The sequence below is a fragment of the Xanthomonas sp. fls2-241-TYG-148 genome, from assembly GCF_030208815.1.
Classification (GTDB): Bacteria; Pseudomonadota; Gammaproteobacteria; order Xanthomonadales; family Xanthomonadaceae; genus Xanthomonas; species Xanthomonas campestris.
Window position 1 is genome coordinate 298,244 of the sequence record NZ_JARVTE010000001.1, and the last position, 20,776, is coordinate 319,019.

The 20,776-nt window shown below is 66.5% G+C and carries 19 protein-coding genes; 12 read left to right on the forward strand and 7 right to left on the reverse strand.

Going from position 1 to position 20,776, the window contains the following annotated elements; translation table 11 throughout:
- Positions 1 to 16: 16 nt before the first annotated feature.
- Positions 17 to 1,297: a serine--tRNA ligase gene (gene serS / locus QRM60_RS01260; protein ID WP_115555794.1), complete on the reverse strand. Its 1,281-nt coding sequence runs from the start codon at positions 1,295 to 1,297 to the stop codon at positions 17 to 19.
- A gap of 109 nt (positions 1,298 to 1,406) precedes the next feature.
- Between serS and QRM60_RS01265 the strand changes: the two genes are divergently transcribed.
- A complete protein-coding gene (locus QRM60_RS01265) occupies positions 1,407 to 2,063 on the forward strand; it encodes an energy transducer TonB (RefSeq protein WP_042598846.1) in 657 nt (218 codons plus the stop codon).
- 113 nt (positions 2,064 to 2,176) lie between these two features.
- Positions 2,177 to 2,740, forward strand: a complete 564-nt coding sequence (locus QRM60_RS01270; RefSeq protein ID WP_161961905.1) for an energy transducer TonB — start codon at positions 2,177 to 2,179, stop codon at positions 2,738 to 2,740.
- Here QRM60_RS01270 and aroA read toward each other — a convergent pair.
- The 3 genes from aroA to serC all read right to left on the reverse strand — a co-directional run bounded on the left by aroA (position 2,724) and on the right by serC (position 6,509).
- Complete coding sequence (gene aroA / locus QRM60_RS01275) at positions 2,724 to 4,040, reverse strand: 3-phosphoshikimate 1-carboxyvinyltransferase (RefSeq protein ID WP_115555792.1); 1,317 nt, start codon at positions 4,038 to 4,040, stop codon at positions 2,724 to 2,726. The genes QRM60_RS01270 and aroA overlap by 17 nt on opposite strands.
- A 115-nt stretch (positions 4,041 to 4,155) precedes the next feature.
- Positions 4,156 to 5,358 (reverse strand): prephenate dehydratase, encoded by a 1,203-nt coding sequence (pheA, locus tag QRM60_RS01280; protein WP_161962640.1) that lies wholly within the window; start codon positions 5,356 to 5,358, stop codon positions 4,156 to 4,158.
- Positions 5,359 to 5,423: 65 nt separating this feature from the next.
- On the reverse strand, positions 5,424 to 6,509 hold the full coding sequence (serC, locus tag QRM60_RS01285) for a phosphoserine transaminase (RefSeq protein WP_285445419.1): 1,086 nt from the start codon (positions 6,507 to 6,509) through the stop codon (positions 5,424 to 5,426).
- Positions 6,510 to 6,684: 175 nt separating this feature from the next.
- Between serC and msrP the strand changes: the two genes are divergently transcribed.
- Together msrP and msrQ are read left to right on the forward strand one after the other, a co-directional pair.
- Positions 6,685 to 7,653 (forward strand): protein-methionine-sulfoxide reductase catalytic subunit MsrP, encoded by a 969-nt coding sequence (msrP, locus tag QRM60_RS01290; RefSeq protein WP_012438648.1) that lies wholly within the window; start codon positions 6,685 to 6,687, stop codon positions 7,651 to 7,653.
- 151 nt (positions 7,654 to 7,804) lie between these two features.
- Positions 7,805 to 8,461, forward strand: a complete 657-nt coding sequence (gene msrQ / locus QRM60_RS01295; RefSeq protein WP_285445420.1) for a protein-methionine-sulfoxide reductase heme-binding subunit MsrQ — start codon at positions 7,805 to 7,807, stop codon at positions 8,459 to 8,461.
- On the opposite strand, the gene QRM60_RS01300 is transcribed toward msrQ, so the two are convergent.
- Entirely contained in the window at positions 8,403 to 9,212 is an 810-nt protein-coding gene (locus tag QRM60_RS01300; RefSeq protein ID WP_011036768.1) for an FHA domain-containing protein, read from the reverse strand. The genes msrQ and QRM60_RS01300 overlap by 59 nt on opposite strands.
- Positions 9,213 to 9,324: 112 nt before the next feature.
- Between QRM60_RS01300 and QRM60_RS01305 the strand changes: the two genes are divergently transcribed.
- From QRM60_RS01305 to QRM60_RS01315, 3 genes are all read left to right on the forward strand, one after another.
- Positions 9,325 to 9,600, forward strand: a complete 276-nt coding sequence (locus QRM60_RS01305; protein WP_014507417.1) for a polyhydroxyalkanoic acid system family protein — start codon at positions 9,325 to 9,327, stop codon at positions 9,598 to 9,600.
- Between the two features lie 135 nt (positions 9,601 to 9,735).
- Complete coding sequence (locus QRM60_RS01310; RefSeq protein ID WP_115555788.1) at positions 9,736 to 10,296, forward strand: phasin family protein; 561 nt, start codon at positions 9,736 to 9,738, stop codon at positions 10,294 to 10,296.
- Between the two features lie 241 nt (positions 10,297 to 10,537).
- Positions 10,538 to 11,533 (forward strand): restriction endonuclease, encoded by a 996-nt coding sequence (locus QRM60_RS01315; protein WP_115555787.1) that lies wholly within the window; start codon positions 10,538 to 10,540, stop codon positions 11,531 to 11,533.
- A 195-nt stretch (positions 11,534 to 11,728) separates the two neighbouring features.
- Here QRM60_RS01315 and hutC read toward each other — a convergent pair whose 3' ends face one another.
- A complete protein-coding gene (hutC, locus tag QRM60_RS01320) occupies positions 11,729 to 12,466 on the reverse strand; it encodes a histidine utilization repressor (protein WP_228436097.1) in 738 nt (245 codons plus the stop codon).
- A gap of 52 nt (positions 12,467 to 12,518) precedes the next feature.
- Positions 12,519 to 13,889 carry a formimidoylglutamate deiminase gene (locus tag QRM60_RS01325; RefSeq protein ID WP_161962638.1) on the reverse strand — a complete coding sequence of 457 codons (1,371 nt, stop codon included), beginning with the start codon at positions 13,887 to 13,889 and terminating at the stop codon, positions 12,519 to 12,521.
- Between the two features lie 60 nt (positions 13,890 to 13,949).
- Between QRM60_RS01325 and hutI the strand changes: the two genes are divergently transcribed.
- From hutI to QRM60_RS01350, 5 genes are all read left to right on the forward strand, one after another.
- Positions 13,950 to 15,155, forward strand: a complete 1,206-nt coding sequence (gene hutI, locus QRM60_RS01330) for an imidazolonepropionase (protein ID WP_285445421.1) — start codon at positions 13,950 to 13,952, stop codon at positions 15,153 to 15,155.
- 12 nt (positions 15,156 to 15,167) lie between these two features.
- Positions 15,168 to 16,709, forward strand: coding sequence for a histidine ammonia-lyase (hutH, locus tag QRM60_RS01335; protein WP_115555785.1), 1,542 nt, complete (start codon positions 15,168 to 15,170; stop codon positions 16,707 to 16,709).
- Between the two features lie 34 nt (positions 16,710 to 16,743).
- Complete coding sequence (gene hutG / locus QRM60_RS01340) at positions 16,744 to 17,586, forward strand: N-formylglutamate deformylase (protein WP_285445422.1); 843 nt, start codon at positions 16,744 to 16,746, stop codon at positions 17,584 to 17,586.
- A 15-nt stretch (positions 17,587 to 17,601) separates the two neighbouring features.
- Positions 17,602 to 19,269 carry a urocanate hydratase gene (gene hutU, locus QRM60_RS01345; protein ID WP_285445423.1) on the forward strand — a complete coding sequence of 556 codons (1,668 nt, stop codon included), beginning with the start codon at positions 17,602 to 17,604 and terminating at the stop codon, positions 19,267 to 19,269.
- Between the two features lie 349 nt (positions 19,270 to 19,618).
- The gene (locus QRM60_RS01350; protein ID WP_285445424.1) at positions 19,619 to 20,527 is read left to right on the forward strand and encodes an IS110 family transposase; all 909 of its coding nucleotides are present in this window, start codon (positions 19,619 to 19,621) and stop codon (positions 20,525 to 20,527) included.
- Positions 20,528 to 20,776: the final 249 nt, after the last annotated feature.

Below are 20,776 nucleotides of genomic sequence, written 5' to 3' on the forward strand. Positions count from 1 at the left end.
AGCAGTCCAATGACGCTCAGCCAATCCGCTCCAGCCCGCCCATGTACGGGCGCAGTGCGTCCGGCACATCGATCGAGCCATCGGCGTTCTGGTAGTTCTCCATCACCGCGATCATTGCGCGGCCCACGGCGGTGCCGGAGCCGTTGAGCGTATGCAGCAGTTCCGGCTTGCCACTGGCCGGATTGCGCCAACGCGCCTGCATGCGCCGCGCCTGGAAATCACCGCAGTTGGAGCACGAGGAAATCTCGCGATAAGTCGCCTGCGAGGGCAGCCACACTTCCAGGTCGTAGGTCTTGATCGCCGAAAACCCCATGTCGCCGGTGCAGAGCAGCACCTTGCGATACGGCAGACCCAGTTTTTCCAGCACCACTTCGGCGCAGCGCGTCATACGTTGGTGTTCGGCATCGCTGTCTTCCGGGCTGCACGCGGTGACCAGTTCCACTTTCTCGAACTGGTGCTGGCGGATCATGCCGCGGGTGTCGCGGCCACCGCTGCCCGCTTCGGCGCGGAAGCACATCGAATGGGCGGTCATGCGCAGCGGCAGGCGCTCAGCGTCGACGATGGCATCGCGCACGATATTGGTCAGCGGCACTTCGGAGGTGGGAATCAGATAGCGCTTCGAATCGCCCACTTCGGTCTGGAACAGGTCGTCTTCGAACTTGGGCAGCTGACCGGTGCCACGCATCGAATCGGCGTTGACCAGCAGCGGCACGTTGGTTTCTTCGTAGCCATGCTCGCCCACATGCAGGTCGAGCATGAACTGCGCCAGCGCACGGTGCAGGCGGGCGACTGGGCCACGCAGCACGGTGAAGCGCGCACCTGACAACTTGGCTGCGGTTTCGCCGTCCAGCCAGCCGTGCGGCGCGCCGAGCTCAACATGATCCTTGACCTCAAAATCAAACTGCCGCGGCGTGCCCCAGCGCGCCTGCTCGACGTTTTCGCTCTCGTCCTTGCCCGCGGGCACATCGGCGGCCGGCAAGTTGGGAATGCCCAGTGCAATGCCTTCCAGCTGCGCGCGGATGACATCCAGTGCGTCTTCCGATGCTTTGAGCTCATCGCCAAAGCCGGCCACTTCGGCCATCAATGCCGCCACGTCTTCGCCCTTGGCCTTGGCCTGGCCGATTGCCTTCGACTTGGAATTGCGCAGGCTCTGCAGCTCCTGCGTGCGCACCTGGATCCGCTTGCGCTCGCTCTCCAGCGACTCCAGTTCCGCAGTGTTCAAGTCGAAGCCGCGCGTGCTGCGCAGGCGCTCGGCAAGGTCGGCGGGATGTTGGCGAAGCAGGGCCGGATCTAGCATCGGAGGATCGTTTTTGGTGGGAGCCGGGGATTATCGCCTGTTCCGACAGTCGCTGCGATCGATTCACCGATGCTATGCCAGAATCAGCCTGATCCTTCAGGTGAGCCCTATGCCCGCGCCCCGCCCTGCGTCCGATCGCCACATCGTTCTGCGTCTGCCCCGCCACACCCTGAAAATTGCCGGTATCGCGTTCGTCGCGGGCCTGCTGCTGTTCCTGCTGGTCTGGGCCACCGGGCGCAAGGACGACTTCTACAAGGCCTCGCCCGCACAACCAACCGCTGGCGCACCCGCCGACACCATCCAGCCGCTGCCGGCGCCGTTACCGGCGCAGGATGGCTCCATCGAGATGCCGCAGGCCAAGCCGCCCGAAGACGCGCCCACTTTGGTGGAAACCACCCCACCTGCGCCGCCCGCACCGGCCCCGCTGCCCGAAGACGCAGTACCCGGTGCACCTGGCGCCCCGACCAGCGCCGCGCCCGTTGCAGGCGGCGATCGGCCGGTGCCGATGCAGGGCCAGATGCCGCCGCCACGCTATCCCGCAGCGGCGCTGCGCCGTGGCGACGCGGGCGATGTGGTGGTGCGGGTTGACGTGGATGCCGCCGGCAACCCTGGCGGCGTGGCGCTGGTGCAGCGCAGTGGCTCACGTGATCTGGACCGCGCAGCGATGGAGGCGGTGCGTCGCTGGCGCTTCCACCCGGCCCAGCGCGGCGGCCAGCCGGTGGCTGGCAGTATCGATATCCCGTTCGAGTTCAAGCCCGCTCAGTAAGCTGAACCTCGCCCGGTCGCCGACCGGGATGTGAAGGCGCCGCCTTAGCTGCGCCTCAGGCAAGGCCGACCAGACTGTGGGTGTCATCCCAAAGATGCGCCCGGAGGTTGGCCATGTCCTTCACCTCACAGTCTTCATCCCACCACGCCACACCGCTGCCACGCGACGCAGGCCGCCGCGTGCGTGATCACGACGGCGACGGTGCCTCGCCCTGGCTGTGGGCGACCGTGCTTGCCGTGCTGGTGGTCATTCCCAGTTGGTGGTGGGCGCGGCATAGCGACGAATCGCTGGCAACTGATGCTCCAGCGCCGATGGCGCGCCAGGTCCTGCCCGCGTCCGATGCGCCACGTGAGGCAATGATGATCCCGCATCTGCCGGTGCGCCCGCCGATCAGCAGCCAGGAGCCGCAACCGCTGCCCGGCAACGCAATGCCGAGCTATCCCTCGCAGGCTCTGCAGGACGGCAGCGCCGGCAGCCGCATCGCGCGGCTGCAGTTGGATGTACAGGGCCGCGTCAGCGCGGTGACCATCGTGGAGCGCCAGGGCAGCCCGGATCCGCGCCTGGACGAAGCCGTGGTGGAAACGCTGCGTCAGTGGCGCTTCGAGCCTGCGCTGCGTGACGGCCATGCGGTCGTCAGCAGCGTGCAGGTGCCGGTGGAGTTTACGGACGCGCGCTGAGCCCGAACCCGGCGCCCTGCGCCAAGATGTCGAAACCCGGGAATGAGGTGGCCACGTTCGCCACGTCGTTGACCTGTACCGTCCCGGTGGACAGCTGGCCTGCGATGGCAAACGCCATTGCAATGCGGTGATCGCCGTGGCTCTCGATGACGCCGCTGCCCAGCGTGCCGCCCTGAATGGTGGCACCGTCCGGCGTTTCGTCCACCACAATGCCGAGCGCGCGCAGGCCGGTGGCCATCGCGGCGAGGCGATCGGATTCCTTGACGCGCAATTCCGCTGCGCCACTGACGACCGTGTCGCCGCGCGCCGCAGCTGCTGCGACAAACAGCGCCGGGAACTCATCGATCATGTCCGGCACCAGCGCTTCGGGAATCTGCGCACCCTGCAGCGGTGCGTAGCGCACGCGCAGGTCCGCCACCGGCTCACCGCCGTGTTCGGCGTGATTGTCTTCCACGATATCGGCGCCCATCAGCCGCAGTGCGGCTAATAGGCCAGTGCGCCGCGGATTCAGACCTACCGCACGCAAGGTCACGTCCGATCCGGGAATGATGCTGGCGGCCACGATGAAGAACGCCGCCGATGAAAAATCTGCCGGCACCGCGATATCGGTCGCGCGCAGCCGCTGGCCGCCACGCAGACGCGCCTGACCAGGAGAAAACGCGATGTCCACGCCAAATGCGGAGAGCATGCGTTCGGTGTAATCGCGCGTAGGATGCGGCTCACTCACCGAGGTCTCACCCGCTGCGTACAACCCGGCCAGCAGCACGGCCGATTTGACCTGCGCACTGGCCACCGGCGAGGCAAACGTAATGCCTTGCAGTGGCTGGCCACCGTGGACCCGCAGCGGCGGTGTGCCATCCGATTCGGTTTCGATACGTGCACCCATCTGCGCCAGCGGGCCGGTGACGCGGCGCATGGGCCGCTTGGACAACGACGCATCGCCCACCAGCACGCTATCGAACCGCTGCGCCGCGAGCACGCCGGCCAGCAAGCGCATGCCGGTGCCGGCGTTGCCACAATCCAGCGGCCCCTGCGGCGGCTGCAGGCCGTCCACACCGACCCCATGCACGATGCGCTGCGACGCCGACGGCGTTTCAATGCGCACGCCCAGCTGGGCAAAGATCGCCGCGGTGGAGCGCGTGTCTTCGCCCTCCAGAAAGCCGTCGATCTTCGAGATGCCATCTGCCAGTGCGGCGAACATCACCGCGCGGTGCGAAACCGACTTGTCGCCGGGAATGGTCAGGCTGCCCTGCAGCGCAGTGCCGCGCTGTGCGATCCAGTGTTGCGTGCTGTTGCTCATGCGAATGATCCGATTGCGACGGCATCGCTGCAGTCAGCAATGCGCGTGGGAAGGAAGGCGGTGTAGAGACAGGCGCCGCGTCAGGGCCGACGCGGCGCCGCAGCCGATGCGCTGCTCAGGGAATGGCGACCGGATACGAGCCCAGCACCTTGATCTGTGCCGAATGCGCTTCCAGTTCGGCCAATGCCTGTTTCATCGACTCGTCCTCCACATGGCCGGCCAGGTCGATAAAGAAGCCGTATTCCCACTTGGCTTGATGCGACGGCCGCGATTCGATGCGGTTCATGCTGATGCCATGCCGCGCGAACGGGCTGAGTACATCGAACAACGCGCCCGGCTTGTCGTGGATGAACACCAGCACCGAGGTCCGGTCATGCCCGGACGATGGAAAGATCTGCCGGCCGATCACCAGAAAGCGCGTGGTGTTGTCGTCGTCGTCCTCGATCGATTTCATGATGACTTTTTTCAAGCCATACACGTGTGCGGCGCTTTCGCCACCGATGGCCGCCGCATCCTCGGCATTACGCGCACGGCGCGCGCCTTCGGCATTGCTGGAGACCGCAATCTTTTCCACCTTGGGCAAGTGCGAACGCAGCCAGCCGGCGGTCTGCGCAAACGACTGCGAATGCGCGTAGATGCGCTCGATGTCTTCCAGGCGCCCGTTGCGCGAGAGCAGGTACTGATGCACACGCAACTCGACTTCGCCGCAGATCTTGAGGTTGGAAGTGAGAAACATGTCCAGCGTGACCTGGATCGTGCCCTGACCGGAATTTTCTACTGGCACTACGCCGAAATCCGCATTGCCGGCTTCCACTTCCTGGAACACTTCTTCGATGGTCGCCATCGGCAGACCCACCGCCGAGCGCCCGAAATGCTTGAGCACCGCTTGCTGGCTGAAGGTGCCTTCCGGGCCGAGATACCCGATCTTCAGCGGCTCCTGCTGCGCAAGGCACGCAGACATGATTTCGCGGAACACATGCACCAGCACCTCATCGCTGAGTGGTCCCTCGTTGCGGTCCACCACCATGCGCAGCACCTGCGCTTCGCGCTCGGGGCGGTAGTAATCCACCGCCGCTGCCAGCTTGCCCTTGGCCTTGCCGACCTGGTGCGCGAAGTTGGCGCGCTCGGCGATCAACGCCTGGATGCCACGGTCGATCTCGTCGATCTTGGCACGCACATCGGCCAGCACTGGGGCAGCGGTTGCCAGTGGCTTGGCGCTGTCCTTGCCAGCTAACTTGGTGGCTTTCTTACTGCTGGCCTTGGTAGCCGACTTGGCGGTGCCGCCAGCGGCGTTGTTGTTCTTGGGCTTGGGAGCCATCGGGGGGCTTTCCTTCAATAAAACGGCGCACTGCGCCAGCGCGGCAATGCCGCGGTTGTGGGGACTCAGCCGTGGCGCTGCTGGAAATCGTGCATGAAGGCCACCAGTGCCTGCGCACCGGCCACCGGCATGGCGTTGTACAGCGAAGCGCGGATCCCGCCCACGGCCTTGTGCCCCTTCAGCGCGAGCAAGCCGGCCGCCTTGGATTCGCTGACGAACAACGCATCGAGCTGCTCATTGCCCAGAAAAAACGGGATGTTCATGCGCGAACGCACTGTCGGCATCACCTGGTTGCGATAGAAGCCACCGGAGCCATCGATTGCGCCATAAACCAGTGCAGCCTTTTCGGCATTGCGCTGCGCGAATGCGGCCACCCCACCCTGCTCGAGCATCCATTTGACGGTGAGCCCGAGCAGATACCAGTTCCAGGTAGGCGGTGTATTGAGCATCGAATCGCGCGCCACGTGCGAGGCGTAATTGAAGATGTCTGCACGCGGTTGGCCGGCACGCTCGAGCAATTCGCGGCGCACGATCACCACCGAAATACCGACCGGGCCCAGATTCTTCTGCGCCCCGGCATAGAGCAGGCCATAGCGCCTAATGTCCAGCGGCTCGGAGGCGATCGACGAACTGAAGTCGGCAAACAGCGGCAAAGTGCCCACGTCCGGCGTGTCGCGGAACTCGACCCCGTGAATGGTTTCGTTGGCAGTGATGTGCACGTACGCGGCGTGCGGCGACAGCGTCCAGCTCGCGACCGGCGGAATGTCGACATAACCGCCGGGCTGGCCATCGGCGGCCACGCGCACGTCCACATACGGCGTGGCCTGCTTGATCGCGGTCTTGCCCCAGTGACCACTGACCACGTAATCGACTGCCTGGCCGGGCGCGGCGAAATTCAGCGGCAACAGCGCCTGGATGGTGGTCGCACCACCGGAGGTGAACAGCACCGCGTAGTCGTCGGGAATCGACAACAGCGTGCGCAAGTCCGCCTCGGCGGCGGCGGCCACCGCCATGAAGTCGGCGCTGCGGTGGCTGATTTCCACGATCGAGGCACCCACGCCGTTCCACTCGACCATCTCTTCCTGCGCTTGCCGCAGGACCGATTCCGGCAATGTCGCAGGGCCGGCACTGAAATTGAACGCGCGTGTCATGGCACACCTTGTCGAGCTAGCCTCTTAGTATGCCGCAGCGCATCCGCGTTGGCAGCGCCGACAAACGGTTGCACCTGCATCCTTTTGACCCTGCGCCGCGTAGTCTGGAGACCTGGAGCAGAACTTTCGTCCTGGTCCGTTAGTCTCACCTTGCAGCCACTGCCTGGAGCCTGCCATGTCACTTCGCGATGCCTTGAAGACGCCGTCCAGCGAGATCACCGATGAGGCCGTTTATCGCGACCGGCGGCGCTTGCTGCAGTTGTTTGCGCTGACGCCTGCGTTGAGCGTGGCCGGGTGCGCCGAGGCCGATCCGCCGCCTCCGCCGAAGACCGTGGTAACGCCCGCGCAAGCGCGCAGCGGCTTCCGCACCGCCGAGGAACTCACCCGGCTGGAAGATGTCACCAGCTACAACAATTTCTACGAGTTCGGCACCGACAAGACCGACCCGTCAAAGGCGGCCAAGACACTCAAGTTGTCGCCGTGGTCGGTGAAGGTGAGTGGCGAGTGCGAAAAACCCGGCAGCCTGTCGCTGGACGAGTTGCTCAAGGGCATCAGCGCCGAAGAACGCATCTACCGGCTGCGCTGCGTTGAAGGCTGGTCGATGGTGATCCCGTGGACGGGCGTGCCGCTGGGCGAAGTGCTCAAGCGCTTTGCTCCCACCTCCAAGGCCAAGTACGTGGCCTTTACCACGCTGGCCGACCCGCAACAGATGCCCGGCGTGCGCTACCGCTCGATCAACTGGCCCTACCGCGAAGGCCTGCGCATCGACGAGGCCATGCATCCGCTGACGCTGCTCGCCACCGGGCTCTACGGCAAGCCGCTGCCGCAGCAGAACGGCGCGCCACTGCGGCTGGTGGTGCCATGGAAGTACGGCTTCAAGAGCATCAAGTCGATCGTGGAGATCCGCTTCGTCGAGAAGATGCCCGAAACCGCCTGGCACGACCTGCAGCCGTCCGAGTACGGCTTCTTTTCCAACGTCAATCCGGCCGTGGATCATCCGCGCTGGAGCCAGAAGACCGAGCGCCGCATTGCCGGCACCGCCAGCAAGTTGTTTGCGGAGCGAATTGCGACCAAGCCCTTCAACGGCTATGCCGATCAGGTCGCCTCGCTGTACGCAGGGATGGATCTGAAAAAGTGGTTCTAGGGACGCAACGCCCAGCGTGACATCCACCCGTTGTCTGTAGGAGCGCACCCGGGCGCGATGGCTTTCCCGGAAACGCCTCTCGCGCCCGAGTGCGCTCCTACGACAACCAACGCATCGCGGCTGCGATGCATCGCTTCATCTTCGAGATCGCATGGCCAAGACATCCGTTTCCGTGATCGCTGCCAAGACCGCCGTGCATGCCGCCGTGCTCGCGCCGATTGCGCTGCTGGGCTGGCAGTTCTGGCAGGTATGGCAGCAAGGCAGCGATGCGCTGGGCGCCGACCCGGTGGCCGAGATCGAGCATCGCACCGGGCTGTGGGCGCTGCGCCTGCTGCTGATCACTCTGGCCATTACGCCGCTGCGGCAGCTGACCGGCCAGGCGGTGGTGATCCGCTTTCGCCGCATGCTCGGCCTGTATGCGTTTTTCTATGCCAGCGTGCACCTCACCGCTTACCTGTGGCTGGACCTGCGCGGGTTCTGGACACAGATTTTTGAAGAGATCGTCAAACGCCCGTACATCACGGTCGGCTTCACCGCCTGGCTGCTGCTGGTGCCCTTGGCGATCACCTCGACTCAAGGCTGGATGCGGCGGCTCAAGCGCAACTGGGGCCGGCTGCACATGCTGATCTACCCGATCGGGTTGCTGGCCGTGCTGCACTTCTGGTGGCTGGTCAAATCCGATATCCGCGAGCCAGCGCTGTATGCCGGCATCCTGGCGCTGCTGCTGGGGTGGCGCGTGTGGAAACGGCTCAGCGCGCGCCGAACCACAGCAAGGCGCTCAGCGCCGCCGCCAGCAACACCGCGCTGAGCAGCAGCCACGGCCAGCGGGCCACCTTTACCGGCGCCCGGGTCGGGGCTTCGCTCACGCGCGGCAACGGTTGCGGGTCGCTCTCGGGCACATGCCAGGTGGCGTCGTGCTGGATCTTGGGCACTTCCACCACGAAACGGTGGCGCGCGTCGAATACAACCTGATCACCGGCTTGCAGCCAGCCATCGCGCACCTGCACGCCGTTGATCCAGCTGCCCTCTTCCGAGCCGAGATCGCGGATCAACACCCGGTCGCCATGCCGTTCAAGGCGGGCATGCTGGGCGGCGAAGGCCGGGTCGTCGATGACGATGTCCGCGGCCGGGTCGCTGCCGACCAGCCGCGAACGGTCCAGCGTGAAACTGCGCCCATGATGACGACCGCCCAGGCCGCGTAGCAGCAGGCAGACTTCGCTCAGGCCGGCATCGTCGTCCTGGATGTCGTTGGCAGGTGCGCTGGACGGCGCACTGCGCAACAGCATCTCCACGCCATCGGCATACAAGGCATCGCCGGCACGCAGCAACGCCATGCGCCGCACCGGCCGGCCGTTGACATGGATGCCGCGAATGCCGTTGGCCACCTGCAGCCAGAGACCGCGCTGATCCAGGCAGAACTGCGCCAACAGCAACGCGCCCTGGGCATCGTCGACGATCCGCACGCTGCCGGAGGCATGGCGTACGATCCGGTGGACGCCGGGCTGGAGAGGATGATCCGGCTGCTGCCGGTGGGTGAAATGAACTTGCAGATCGCGCACCCGCCGCAGCCTAGCAGGTTTGCCCGCAGCCCCATAGCGCATGCCGCTGCACTTGGAGCGCGCCCCCGCACATGCGCACAATGCGCGCTCCATCGCATGACTTCAGGAACCCATGTCCAGTATCGATATCCGCCACGACCATTCCAGAACGCCGGCGCAGGCCCGTGCGGCGATCGAGGAGGCGGCACGCAAGCTGACCGATCGTTACGGCATCGCTTCGCACTGGGAAGGCGACACCTTGCGCATCGCGCGGGCGGGCGTGGATGGGGCGATCAATCTGCTGCCGCAGCAGGTGCATGTCACCGCTGAGCTGGGCTTTTTGTTGTCGGCCATGCAGCCGATGGTCGAGTCCGAGATCCGCCGCCTGCTGGCTGAAAAGCTGGCCTGATCCAGCCCCTGGCTTCAGCCGCAAGTCACCTGCGCCACAGCCTGCGGGCGGATGCTTGATGGACGCTTCACCTGGCCGATGCAGGACCGGCACTAGGGTGAGGCAACGTCAGTCCGCAACCGACAGGAGCATCGCATGACGACCGGATACGATCAGAACGGCAACCGCGGCAACGCGGCCCATGGGTTCCAGGCGCAGGCCGAACAGGTGTCGCGCCGGCTCGGCGAATCGGCGCAGACCGTCTGGCTGGCCGGGCTAGGCGCCCTGGGCCGTGTGCAGAGCGAAGGCAGCAAGCTGTTCGACTCGCTGGTACGCGAAGGCGCCGCGTACGAACGCAGCGGCCAGCGCAAGGCCGCCGCCAGCGCAGACGAATTACGCGAGGAAGTGGAAACCCAGTTCGAGCAGGCGCGCGATACCGCGGTGCGTGGCTGGGACCGGCTGGGCAAGGCCTTCGACGAACGCGTCAAGGGCGTATTGCGCACCCTCCACATCCCCGAGCAGGACGAGCTGGAAAACCTGCGTCGTGAGGTGGAGTCGCTCAAAGCACAGGTGCGCGCGAACACGGCGGCGACCAAGCGGGCCAACCGCACCGCCAACCAGGCCGCACAGGCGGCCAGTAGCGACACTGCGTCTGGCACCGCAACGCCGGGCAGTGGTCCCTCCACTACCCACAATGCGGCCTTTGACGGCGAATAAACCCTGCGTAACTGGATTGTTGCAAAGCAGCATGGTTTTTTAGACAATCGGGGCGGCCCGCCAGTCCTGCAACACGAAGTCCGTTTGCTCCCCTCCCCTCACGGCTTCGGACTGGCGGGTCTTTCGCTGCCTGGGTCACGGCTCGTGCATTCCCCGACCGCGATCCATTGACGAATCTGCCGCGAAGGATTCTTCTAAGCGCACTGCTTCGTTAGACGCGCCATTGCTTCGCTAGATACTCATGTCCCATTGGATGTTGGCGCTTGTAGCTGCACTCCTGCTCTGGTTGGCGGTGAGTGGCTATCTCTGGTTGGTGCGCCGACGCGCCAACGAACTGACGCAAGGCGTACGCGCGCTGGCCGCGATGCATTGGCGCGACTTTTCCGCCGTGGTGCTGCGGGTGCTGCAGGACCAGCGCGGCTGGCAGCCCACCCAGTTGCCGCAGGACGGCCTGCCCACCGCCGATTTCATGATGCAGACCGAGCACGGCACCCGTCTGGTGGCCTGCAAACATGGCCGCGGGTATCGCATCGGCGTGGCTGCGGTGAACGAACTCGGCGCGATGGCCCGCCTGGCCGGCGCCAATGGCGGGGTGATGGTCACCGAAGGCCGGATGGAGCGTGAAGGCATGGCCGCGGCCGACAAGCAGTCCATCGAGGTGCTGGATGGCGCGCGGCTGTGGCCGCTGCTCAAGCCCTACCTGCCCGGCGATATCGAAACCGGCGTGGTCGGTGCGGCCAGGCGCCGGGCGATCCGCCACACCGTGATTGCCGGCGCAGCGGCGGCAACGCTGGGGCTGGTGATGGCAGTGGCTTTGCAGCCGGCCGAGGTGCCGCCCGCCCAACCACTACCGCGCACGTCAGCACCGCTGGCTCCCGCGCCAGGTGCAGCATCGGCTGCTCCACCGGCCGTTGCGCCGGCTCCGGCATCGGCGGTACAGGCAGCGACGCGACCGGCAATGCCGGTCGCCGCCGGCGACGAGCCGGACCTCGCCACGTTGCAGGGCTACCAGCGCGAAGTCTCCAAGGCATTGGCGCAGACGCCGGGACTGGTGCGCGGAATCTGGCTGACGCAGTTGACGCTGGCGGTAGACCGCACCGTGGACGATGCGACCGCCTGGCCGCTAATTTGCCGCGAACTGGAGCGTTACCCCTACCTGCGCACGGTGCGGGTGCAACTCAATCCGCGCGCCGGCGTCGCCGAGCCGGTGCGCTGGCGGCAGTGCACGACGATCTGAGTCGCGCGGCCTGATGCGTGCGGGCGATGCGTTCTGCGCGAAACCAGCCAGCCGCGACCACCTTGCCCACCGCTCGCCTTGCCCGCCGCTCTCCTTGCCCGTCACTTCGTCCAACCCGTCGATTTACCCAGTACGCACCCTGCCGCCACCGGCCGCATGCGCGCGCAAGCTCGACGTGCGCAGTGCGGAATCGCCTCAGCGCATGCCCGGCGCGAAGCGTGCAATCAGATCGTAAGACCCGCCCAGGAACAGCTGCCGCACATAGGTGACCGGCTGCTCGCCGCGCCAGGTGTGCCGGTCGATGACCAGACAGGCCGCGCCATCGGCAACCTGCAGGCACCTGGCCTGGGCAGGATCGGCGCTGATCGCGCTGATGCGGTGCTCGGCACGGGTCCAGGGCACGTTGCGCAATAGCCAGCTGCCGGGCGCGATGGTGTCGAATGGCTGCGCCAGCGCCTCGGGCACAGTGGTGATGTCGATGACGCGTTGCTCCAGGGCGAACGGACTGCCATCGGCCAGATGCACACTTTCCAGTGCCAGCAATTTGCCGCGGCTGCCCAGCACACGCTCCTGCGGCAGGCGTTGCCGCACCGCGCGCACGCGCCGCGACAGCAGCTGAAACTGGTAGACATGGCCGCGCGTGGTCATCTCCACTTCGATGTCCGGGATCGACAGCGCCACCTGCTCAAGATGCGGATGCGGCCGCGCGACGAACGAACCAGTGCGGCGGCGGCGCTCGATCATGCCGGCGTCGGCCAACAGACCGAGCACCTTGTTGACGGTCATGCGCGAACAGCCGTACTGCGCCATCAATTCATGCTCGGGCGGCACGCGGTGCCCGGGCGGCCAGTCGCCACTGTGGATGCGTTGCTCCAGGTCCTGCCGGATCCGCTGATGCAAGGTTCCGGGTGCGGCGGGGGTGGCGGTGGTCACGACAGGGTCTCCGGTGAGACCTGCATTGTGCCCGCTTCGCAGATCGCGCCGATCACCCGTACAACAGCGTTTGCATGACGGCGGCAAAGCGTGCGGCGACACGTTCGCGCGCCACATGGCGGCCATCGCGCACCACCCACTGCCCTGCACGCCAGACATGCCGCACCGCGCCAGCGCGTGCGGCGAACAGCCAGCTGTCGAGCAACGCATCGTCCGTGCGTGCCAGCAGCGCCGGATGGGTGGGGTCCAGTTCCAGCAGGTCGGCCGATGCACCGACGCAGATCCCGGGCTGCCCACTCCCCAGCGCCTGCGCCGCGCCGGCCAGTGCGCTGCTGTACAACCAGCGGCCACTGGAGGTGTCGGCGGGCGCCAGCACATTGCGCGCGCGCAGCTGCAGGCGCTGGCCGTATTCGAGCAGGCGCAGTTCTTCGGCCGCATCGATCAAGACATTCGAATCCGAGCCCACACCGAAGCGCCCGCCGCGGCTGGCGAATGCCTGCATCGGGAACAGGCCGTCGCCGAGATTGGCCTCGGTGATCGGACACAGGCCGACCACTGCGCCACTGCTGATGATTGCGTCGAGCTCACCCGCCTCCACATGCGTGGCGTGCACCAGGCACCAGCGCGCATCCACCGGCGCGTTGGCGTACAGCCACTGCACCGGGCGCTGCCCCGACCAGGCCAGGCAGGCCTCCACCTCGCGCTGTTGTTCGGCGATATGGATGTGGATGGGGCCATCCACCAGCGGCACCAGCGCGGCCAGCTGCGCCGGCGTGACCGCGCGCAGGCTGTGCGGCGCCAGCCCGAGCACCGCGTCCGGCAGTGCGGCCAGGCTGCGCGCGCAGTCCGACAACAAGCGGGCAAAGCCGTCGATATCGTGGATCAGCCGCCGCTGCGCAGGGTTCGGTGGCGCCCCACCGAAATCCGAGTGCGCGTAGAACACCGGCAACAGGGTCAGGCCGATGCCGGTACCCGCGGCCGCCGCAACAATGCGCTCGGCCATTTCGGCGGGCTGCGCGTACGGCGCGCCGCTGACGCTGTGGTGCAGATAGTGGAATTCGCCGACGCGGGTGAAGCCGGCTTCCAGCATTTCCACATACGCCTGCTCGGCAATGGCCTGCAGGCTGTCCGGATCCAGCCGGTCGACGAAGCGATACATCAGCTCGCGCCAGCTCCAGAAACTGTCGCCGCTGCGCCCGCCCACTTCGGTCAGCCCGGCCATGCCGCGCTGGAAGGCATGGCTATGCAGGTTGCCCAGCCCGGGCAGCAGTACCTCGGCACGGGTATCGGTGGTGGCCGGCGCGGCCTCCGTCTGCACAGCGGCGATGCGCCCGTGCGCCACGGTGATCCGCACATCGCTGGCCCAGCCATCGGGCAACAACGCCCGGGCCGCCCACAACGCTTGCACTGTTTGGTCTGCCACTGGACACCCTCGGTTGCCGACTCTATTGTATATACATATCAGACCACACAGGCCTGCGCCATGCATTGCGACGTCCTTTGGCACAACGCGCGGTTGATGACGCTGGACGCTGGCGACGGCGGCCTGGGCAGCGTGGACGATGGCGTGGTCGCCTGCCAGGACGGCACCATCGTGTACGCCGGGCCGGCGGCCGATACGCCGCCGCTGCAGGCCACCCACACCTGCGATTGCGAGCGGCGCTGGATCAGCCCCGGCCTGATCGATTGCCACACCCACCTGGTGTACGCGGGCAACCGCGCCAATGAATTCGAACAACGCCTGCGCGGCGCCAGCTATGCGCAGATCGCCGCGGCCGGCGGCGGCATTGTGGCGACCGTGCGCGCGACGCGCGCCGCCGATGATGCCGCCTTGCTCGCCGCCAGCCTGCCGCGCCTGGACGCGCTACTGGCCGAAGGCGTGACCACGCTGGAGATCAAATCCGGCTACGGCCTCACGCTGGAAGACGAAATCAAGCAGCTGCGCGTCGCGCGCCAGCTCGCCACGCTGCGACAGGTGAAGGTGGTGCCTACCTTCCTGGGCGCGCATGCGGTGCCGCCCGGCGCGCAGGCGCAAACCTATATCGATGCGGTGTGCCAGGAGATGATCCCGGCGGTGGCGGCGCAGGGCCTGGCCGAAGCGGTGGATGTGTTCTGCGAGCATCTGGCGTTTTCGCCGGCTCAGGCCGAACAGGTGTTCGTCGCCGCGCAGGCGCACGGGCTGCAGATCAAGATCCACGCCGAGCAATTGAGCAACCAACACGGCGCCGCGTTGGCCGCAGGCTACGGCGCCTTGTCGGCCGACCACATCGAATACCTGGACCAGGCCGGCATTGATGCGATGGCGCACGCCGGCACCGTCGCAGTGCTGTTGCCGGGCGCGTTCTACTTCACCCGCGACACCCAGCTGCCGCCGATCGCCGCGTTGCGCGCCGCCGGCGTGCCGCTGGCCCTGGCCACCGACTGCAACCCCGGTACCTCGCCGCTGACCAGCCCGCTGCTGGCGATGAACATGGCCGCCACCTTGTTCCGCATGACGGTGGACGAATGCATCGCCGGCTTCACCCGTGAAGCGGCACGTGCGCTCGGACGGGGCGACCGGCTGGGCCGGCTGCGTGCCGGCATGCAGTGCGATCTGGCGATCTGGGACATCGACGCGCCGGCCGATCTGGTCTACCGCATGGGCTTCAACCCTCTCCACACCCGCGTTTGGCGCGGGCATCCTTGCTGACCCGGAGTCGTCATGAGTGCGTCTGTTGTGTTGCAGCCCGGCCAGGTCACCCTGGCGCAGTGGCGTGCGCTGTATCGCGGTGCCGAAGTCACCCTGGACCCTGCCTGCGCGCAGGCGGTGTTGCGTAGCGCGCAGACGGTGGAGGCCATCGTGGCGCGGGGCGAGCCGGTGTACGGGGTCAACACCGGCTTCGGCAAGCTGGCCAGCGTGCGGATCGAACGCGACGATCTGCAGACCCTGCAACGCAATATCGTGCTCTCGCACGCGGCCGGCGTCGGCGATCCCACGCCGGTTCCGGTGGTGCGGCTGATGATGGCGCTCAAGCTCACCAGCCTGGCGCAGGGCGCCTCGGGAATTCAGCCCGATACCCTGGCGCTGCTGGAGGCAATGCTGCGTCAGGGCATCACCCCGGTGGTGCCGTGCCAGGGCTCGGTGGGTGCGTCGGGCGACCTGGCGCCGCTGTCGCACCTGGCCGCGGTGATGATCGGCGTGGGCGAGGCCTTTGTCGGCGATCAGCGCCTGCCGGCGGCGAACGCGCTGGCCCAGGCGCAGCTGCAGCCACGCGTGCTTGGCGCCAAAGAGGGCCTGGCGCTGCTCAACGGCACCCAGTTCTCCACTGCCTGCGCGCTGGCCGGCTTGTTCGAGATCGAAACCGTGCTGCAGGCCGCGCTGGTCACCGGCGCGCTGTCGGTGGAAGCGGCCAAGGGCTCGGACACGCCCTTCGATGCGCGCATCCATGCCTTGCGCGGGCAACCCGGGCAGATCGCAACCGCGGCCGCCTTGCGTGCGCTGATGGCGGAATCGGCCATCCGCGAATCGCATCGGCTGGGCGATGTGCGCGTGCAGGATCCGTACTGCCTGCGCTGCCAGCCACAGGTGATGGGCGCAGCACTGGATGTGATGCGCCAGGCCGCGCGCACATTGGAAATCGAAGGCAATGGCGTGTCCGACAACCCGCTGGTCTTCAGCGATACCGGCGAGGCGTTGTCGGGCGGCAACTTCCACGCCGAGCCGGTGGCATTTGCGGCCGACATGCTGGCACTGGCGGTGTGCGAAATCGGCTCGATCAGCGAGCGCCGCACCGCGATGCTGGTCGACCCGGCGCTCTCGGGCCTGCCGGCGTTTCTCACCCCGCGCCCCGGCTTGAATTCGGGCTTCATGATTCCGCAGGTGACCGCCGCCGCGCTGGTCTCAGAAAACAAACAACGCGCCTATCCGGCAAGCGTCGATTCGATCCCGACCTCGGCCAACCAGGAAGACCACGTGTCGATGGCCGCGCATGGCGCACGCCGCCTGCTGGCGATGGCCGACAACGCCGCGCACGTCATCGGCATCGAACTGCTGGCCGCCGTGCAGGGCTGCGATTTCCACGCGCCGCTGCGCTCCAGCGCCGCACTGGAAGCCGCGCGCGCACTGCTGCGTGCACAGGTGCCCACGCTGCAGGACGACCGTTACTTCCATCCGGACATGCTGGCCGCCAGCGCGCTGGTGCGCTCGGGCGCCCTCGCCACTGCGGTGGGCATCGCACTGCCTGGCGTGGAGCTGAGCGCATGAGCCGGCCCATCGCCTCGCATCGCGGAGCCCGCGCATGAGCGCCCTGCCCGACTGGCTGCACGTGCAGCGCGGCAACGCACCGCTGCTGATCAGCTTCCCGCACACCGGCACCGACCTGCCGGAGAGCGTGGCCAACCACTTCGTCTCGCCATGGCTGGCCTGCCGCGATACCGATTGGTGGGTGGATCAGCTCTACGACTTTGCGCAGAGCCTGGGCGCCACCACCGTGCGCACGGCGATTTCGCGTTCGGTCATCGACGTCAATCGCGACCCGAGTGGTGCCTCGCTGTATCCCGGCCAGCACACCACGGGCCTGTGCCCGTTGACCACCTTCGACAATCAGCCGCTGTACCGCGATGGGCAGGCGCCGGATCCGGCACAGATCGCGTTGCGGCGCACGCAATGGTTCGATCCGTATCACGCTGCGCTGGCCGATGAAATTGCACGTCTGCGCGCGCTGCATCCGCGCATCGTGGTCTATGACGCGCATTCGATCCGCTCGCACATCCCGCACCTGTTCGCAGGCGAATTGCCGCAGTTCAACATCGGCAGCAACGACGATGCCAGCTGCGATCCAGCACTGGCCGATGCGGTGGAACAGCTGTGCCGCAGCAGCGGCTCCAGCACCGTGCGCAACGGCCGTTTCAAGGGTGGCTGGATCACCCGCCACTACGCGCAGCCGGATCAAGGCGTGCACGCGCTGCAGATGGAACTGGCCTGCCGCGGCTACATGCAGGAACCGGAACAGATCACACCGGACACCTGGCCAACGCCGTGGCAACCGCTACACGCAGCCGCACTGCGCGCCGTCTTGCGGCATGTGTTGCGCGCCTGCCTGGACTTCGCCGCGGGCGCCACGCCCGCCGCTCACCGTTGATTGAAGGACCTTGGCATGACCCGTCACGACTCCACCCGCGTCATCCGCGCCGCCACCGGCAGCACGCTCACCGCCAAGAGCTGGCTCACCGAAGCGCCGCTGCGCATGCTGATGAACAATCTGGACCCGGACGTGGCCGAGCGCCCGCAGGAACTGGTGGTCTACGGCGGCATCGGCCGTGCCGCGCGCGATTGGGAATCCTTCGATGCGATCGTCGCCGCGCTGACCCGCCTGGACGATGACCAGACCCTGTTGGTGCAGTCGGGCAAGCCGGTCGGCGTGTTTCGCACGCACGCCGATGCGCCGCGCGTGCTGATCGCCAACTCCAACCTGGTGCCGCGCTGGGCCACCTGGGACCACTTCAACGAACTGGATAAAAAGGGCCTGGCCATGTACGGCCAGATGACTGCGGGCAGCTGGATCTACATCGGCGCGCAAGGCATCGTGCAAGGCACCTACGAAACCTTCGTGGAGATGGGCCGCCAGCATTACGGCGGCAGCCTGGCCGGCAAGTGGCTGTTTACCGGCGGGCTCGGTGGCATGGGTGGCGCGCAGCCGCTGGGGGCGGTGATGGCGGGCGCCTCGTGCCTGGCTGTGGAATGCCGCCGTTCCAGCATCGACATGCGCCTGCGCACCGGCTACCTGGACACCTGGACCGACTCGCTGGACGAGGCGCTGCGTCTGATCGAGGAATCGTGCACCGCGAAGAAGCCGCTGTCGGTCGGCCTGCTCGGCAATGTCGCCGACGTGCTGGACGAGCTGCTGCTGCGCGGCATCAAGCCGGACCTGCTGACCGACCAGACCTCTGCGCACGACCCGGTCAACGGCTACCTGCCGCAGGGCTGGAGCGTCGAAGAATGGGACGCAAAGCGCGTGAGCGCGCCGAAGGACGTGGAAGCCGCCGCGCGCGACTCGATGGCCAACCACATCCGCGCCATGCTCACCTTCCACGCACTCGGCGTGCCCACCGTGGACTACGGCAACAACCTGCGGCAGATGGCGCTGGAAGAAGGCATCGACAACGCCTTCGATTTCCCCGGCTTCGTCCCTGCCTACATCCGGCCGTTGTTTTGTCGCGGCATCGGCCCGTTCCGCTGGGTGGCGTTGTCCGGCGACCCGGAAGACATCGCCAAGACCGATGCAAAGGTCAAGGAACTCATCCCCGACGATGCGCACCTGCACCGCTGGCTGGACATGGCCGCTGAAAAGATCGCCTTCCAGGGCCTGCCCGCGCGGATCTGCTGGGTCGGCCTGGGCGACCGCCATCGGCTGGGCCTGGCCTTCAATGCGATGGTGCGCAGCGGCGAGCTGAAGGCACCGGTGGTGATCGGCCGCGATCATCTGGACTCCGGCAGCGTGGCCTCGCCCAATCGCGAGACCGAAGCGATGGCCGATGGCTCCGATGCGGTCTCCGACTGGCCCCTGCTCAACGCCCTGCTTAACACCGCCAGCGGTGCCACCTGGGTCTCGCTGCATCACGGCGGCGGCGTCGGCATGGGCTTTTCGCAGCACGCCGGCATGGTCATCGTCTGCGACGGCAGCGAAGCAGCAGACAAGCGCATCGAACGCGTGCTCTGGAACGACCCGGCCACCGGCGTCATGCGGCATGCCGATGCCGGCTATGCCATCGCCACCGCTTGCGCAAAGGAAAAAGGGCTGGATTTGCCGGGAATTCTTGGCTGAGTTCGCTCGTCGACAGCGCGGTATACCGCACGCTGTCGGCAGGCTGCGTGCACTGCTCTCACATGCACACCGACCATCTTGATTGGTCCTTGCCCGCTCACCGTCGCGGGACCTTACGCGGCATGGATGCCGCGTAAGAGCCTTATCTGTTCGGATTCTGTCAGTGTGGGTGTCGAGAGCCGGCGTGGGCCACCGTCAGAGCCTGGATCTAAGCGATCGCCGTGTAGCTGGGTGCCCACGCCGGTTTCTCCCCTGTGTCGCCCGAACAGTTGCCAGAGTTGCCGCTCGTAGACGTAAGGCTGGGCAGGCGGGGGAGTTCTCGACCCTTCAAGCCTAGCGGAGTTCGCCCATGAACGGCATCGGGATTGATGTGTGCAAGGCCATGTTGGATGTCGCTGTCCATCACGGCCCTTTTGCGCGGTTTCACAACACCCCCGCAGGCCACCGCAAGCTCGTGTCCTGGCTGGCAGCGCAGCAGGCTGGCCAGATCGTGCTGGAGGCCTCTGGTGGTTATGAGCAGCGGTTGCTGGATACGCTATTCGAGGCCGGTCACCGCATCGTGCGTGCCAATGCGCACCGCTGCCATGCCTTCGCTGCCGCCATCGGATTATCGGCAAAAACAGATCGCCTGGACGCGACTAATCTCGCATGCATGGCAGCCAAGCTGGAGCTGCGTGCTTACCAGCCGATGGAGCCGTGGCGGCGGCGACTGCGCGAGTTCGTGCGCGCACGACAGCAGCTGATGGGGCTGGCGATCAGCGCCCAAAACCAGTTAGAGCAGGTGACCAACGCGGCCCTGCGCCGCACGCTGCAGGCCAACATTGCGCAGCTGAAGAAGACCTGTGCACGCTTGGACGCGCAGATTGCCGAGCAGGTCGGCCAACAACCGCAACTGGAGGCGATGCGCGCGTTCAAGGGCGTGGGAGCGACGCTGCAGGCGGTGATGGCCAGCTACTTGCCGGAGTTGGGAACCCTCAGTGGCAAGGCCATTGCCAAGCTGGTCGGTGTTGCCCCGATCGCCCGCGACAGCGGCACCTTGCGCGGCATCCGCCGAATCTGCGGCGGGCGGGTCGAGGTCCGCAACGTGCTGTACATGGCGTGCCTGTCTGCCATCCAGCACGAGCCACGGATCAGGGAGTTTTATCGCGCTCTGCGTGCACGCGGCAAACCTGGAAAAGTCGCGGTGGTCGCAGCCATGCGCAAGATGCTGGTCATCCTCAACGCCCGCGCCAGAGACGCCCAAGCCGCGACGACGTGAGTGGCGATGGGCTGGAAAAAACCGATGGCTGCCGAAAGGTGGCACGTCTGCGCTTGCCCGGTCCTCGGAGTGGCCAGAGCCACTCCAACACCACAGTTGCTACATGGATGTACTTGCGGCGTGTCCCGCGAGGGTGGGCGGGCAAGGGCCCACCAGCCAAGCTGCAGACATCAGCTCTACAACTGATCTATCCGCCGCACTGTTCAACCACTCCAGGGACAACCGAGATTTCGGTCGCGGCGGCGGTTA

Excerpts from the sequence above, each read along its gene's own strand:
- pheA (WP_161962640.1), bottom strand. The coding sequence starts at position 5,358 with ATGGCTCCCAAGCCCAAGAACAACAACGCCGCTGGCGGCACCGCCAAG.
- hutG (WP_285445422.1), top strand. The coding sequence starts at position 16,744 with ATGAGCGCCCTGCCCGACTGGCTGCACGTGCAGCGCGGCAACGCACCG.
- QRM60_RS01350 (WP_285445424.1), top strand. The coding sequence starts at position 19,619 with ATGAACGGCATCGGGATTGATGTGTGCAAGGCCATGTTGGATGTCGCT.
- QRM60_RS01310 (WP_115555788.1), top strand. The coding sequence starts at position 9,736 with ATGACGACCGGATACGATCAGAACGGCAACCGCGGCAACGCGGCCCAT.
- QRM60_RS01265 (WP_042598846.1), top strand. The coding sequence starts at position 1,407 with ATGCCCGCGCCCCGCCCTGCGTCCGATCGCCACATCGTTCTGCGTCTG.
- hutU (WP_285445423.1), top strand. The coding sequence starts at position 17,602 with ATGACCCGTCACGACTCCACCCGCGTCATCCGCGCCGCCACCGGCAGC.
- aroA (WP_115555792.1), bottom strand. The coding sequence starts at position 4,040 with ATGAGCAACAGCACGCAACACTGGATCGCACAGCGCGGCACTGCGCTG.
- serC (WP_285445419.1), bottom strand. The coding sequence starts at position 6,509 with ATGACACGCGCGTTCAATTTCAGTGCCGGCCCTGCGACATTGCCGGAA.
- hutI (WP_285445421.1), top strand. The coding sequence starts at position 13,950 with ATGCATTGCGACGTCCTTTGGCACAACGCGCGGTTGATGACGCTGGAC.
- QRM60_RS01305 (WP_014507417.1), top strand. The coding sequence starts at position 9,325 with ATGTCCAGTATCGATATCCGCCACGACCATTCCAGAACGCCGGCGCAG.
- QRM60_RS01270 (WP_161961905.1), top strand. The coding sequence starts at position 2,177 with ATGTCCTTCACCTCACAGTCTTCATCCCACCACGCCACACCGCTGCCA.
- serS (WP_115555794.1), bottom strand. The coding sequence starts at position 1,297 with ATGCTAGATCCGGCCCTGCTTCGCCAACATCCCGCCGACCTTGCCGAG.
- QRM60_RS01315 (WP_115555787.1), top strand. The coding sequence starts at position 10,538 with ATGTCCCATTGGATGTTGGCGCTTGTAGCTGCACTCCTGCTCTGGTTG.
- msrQ (WP_285445420.1), top strand. The coding sequence starts at position 7,805 with ATGGCCAAGACATCCGTTTCCGTGATCGCTGCCAAGACCGCCGTGCAT.
- msrP (WP_012438648.1), top strand. The coding sequence starts at position 6,685 with ATGTCACTTCGCGATGCCTTGAAGACGCCGTCCAGCGAGATCACCGAT.
- hutH (WP_115555785.1), top strand. The coding sequence starts at position 15,168 with ATGAGTGCGTCTGTTGTGTTGCAGCCCGGCCAGGTCACCCTGGCGCAG.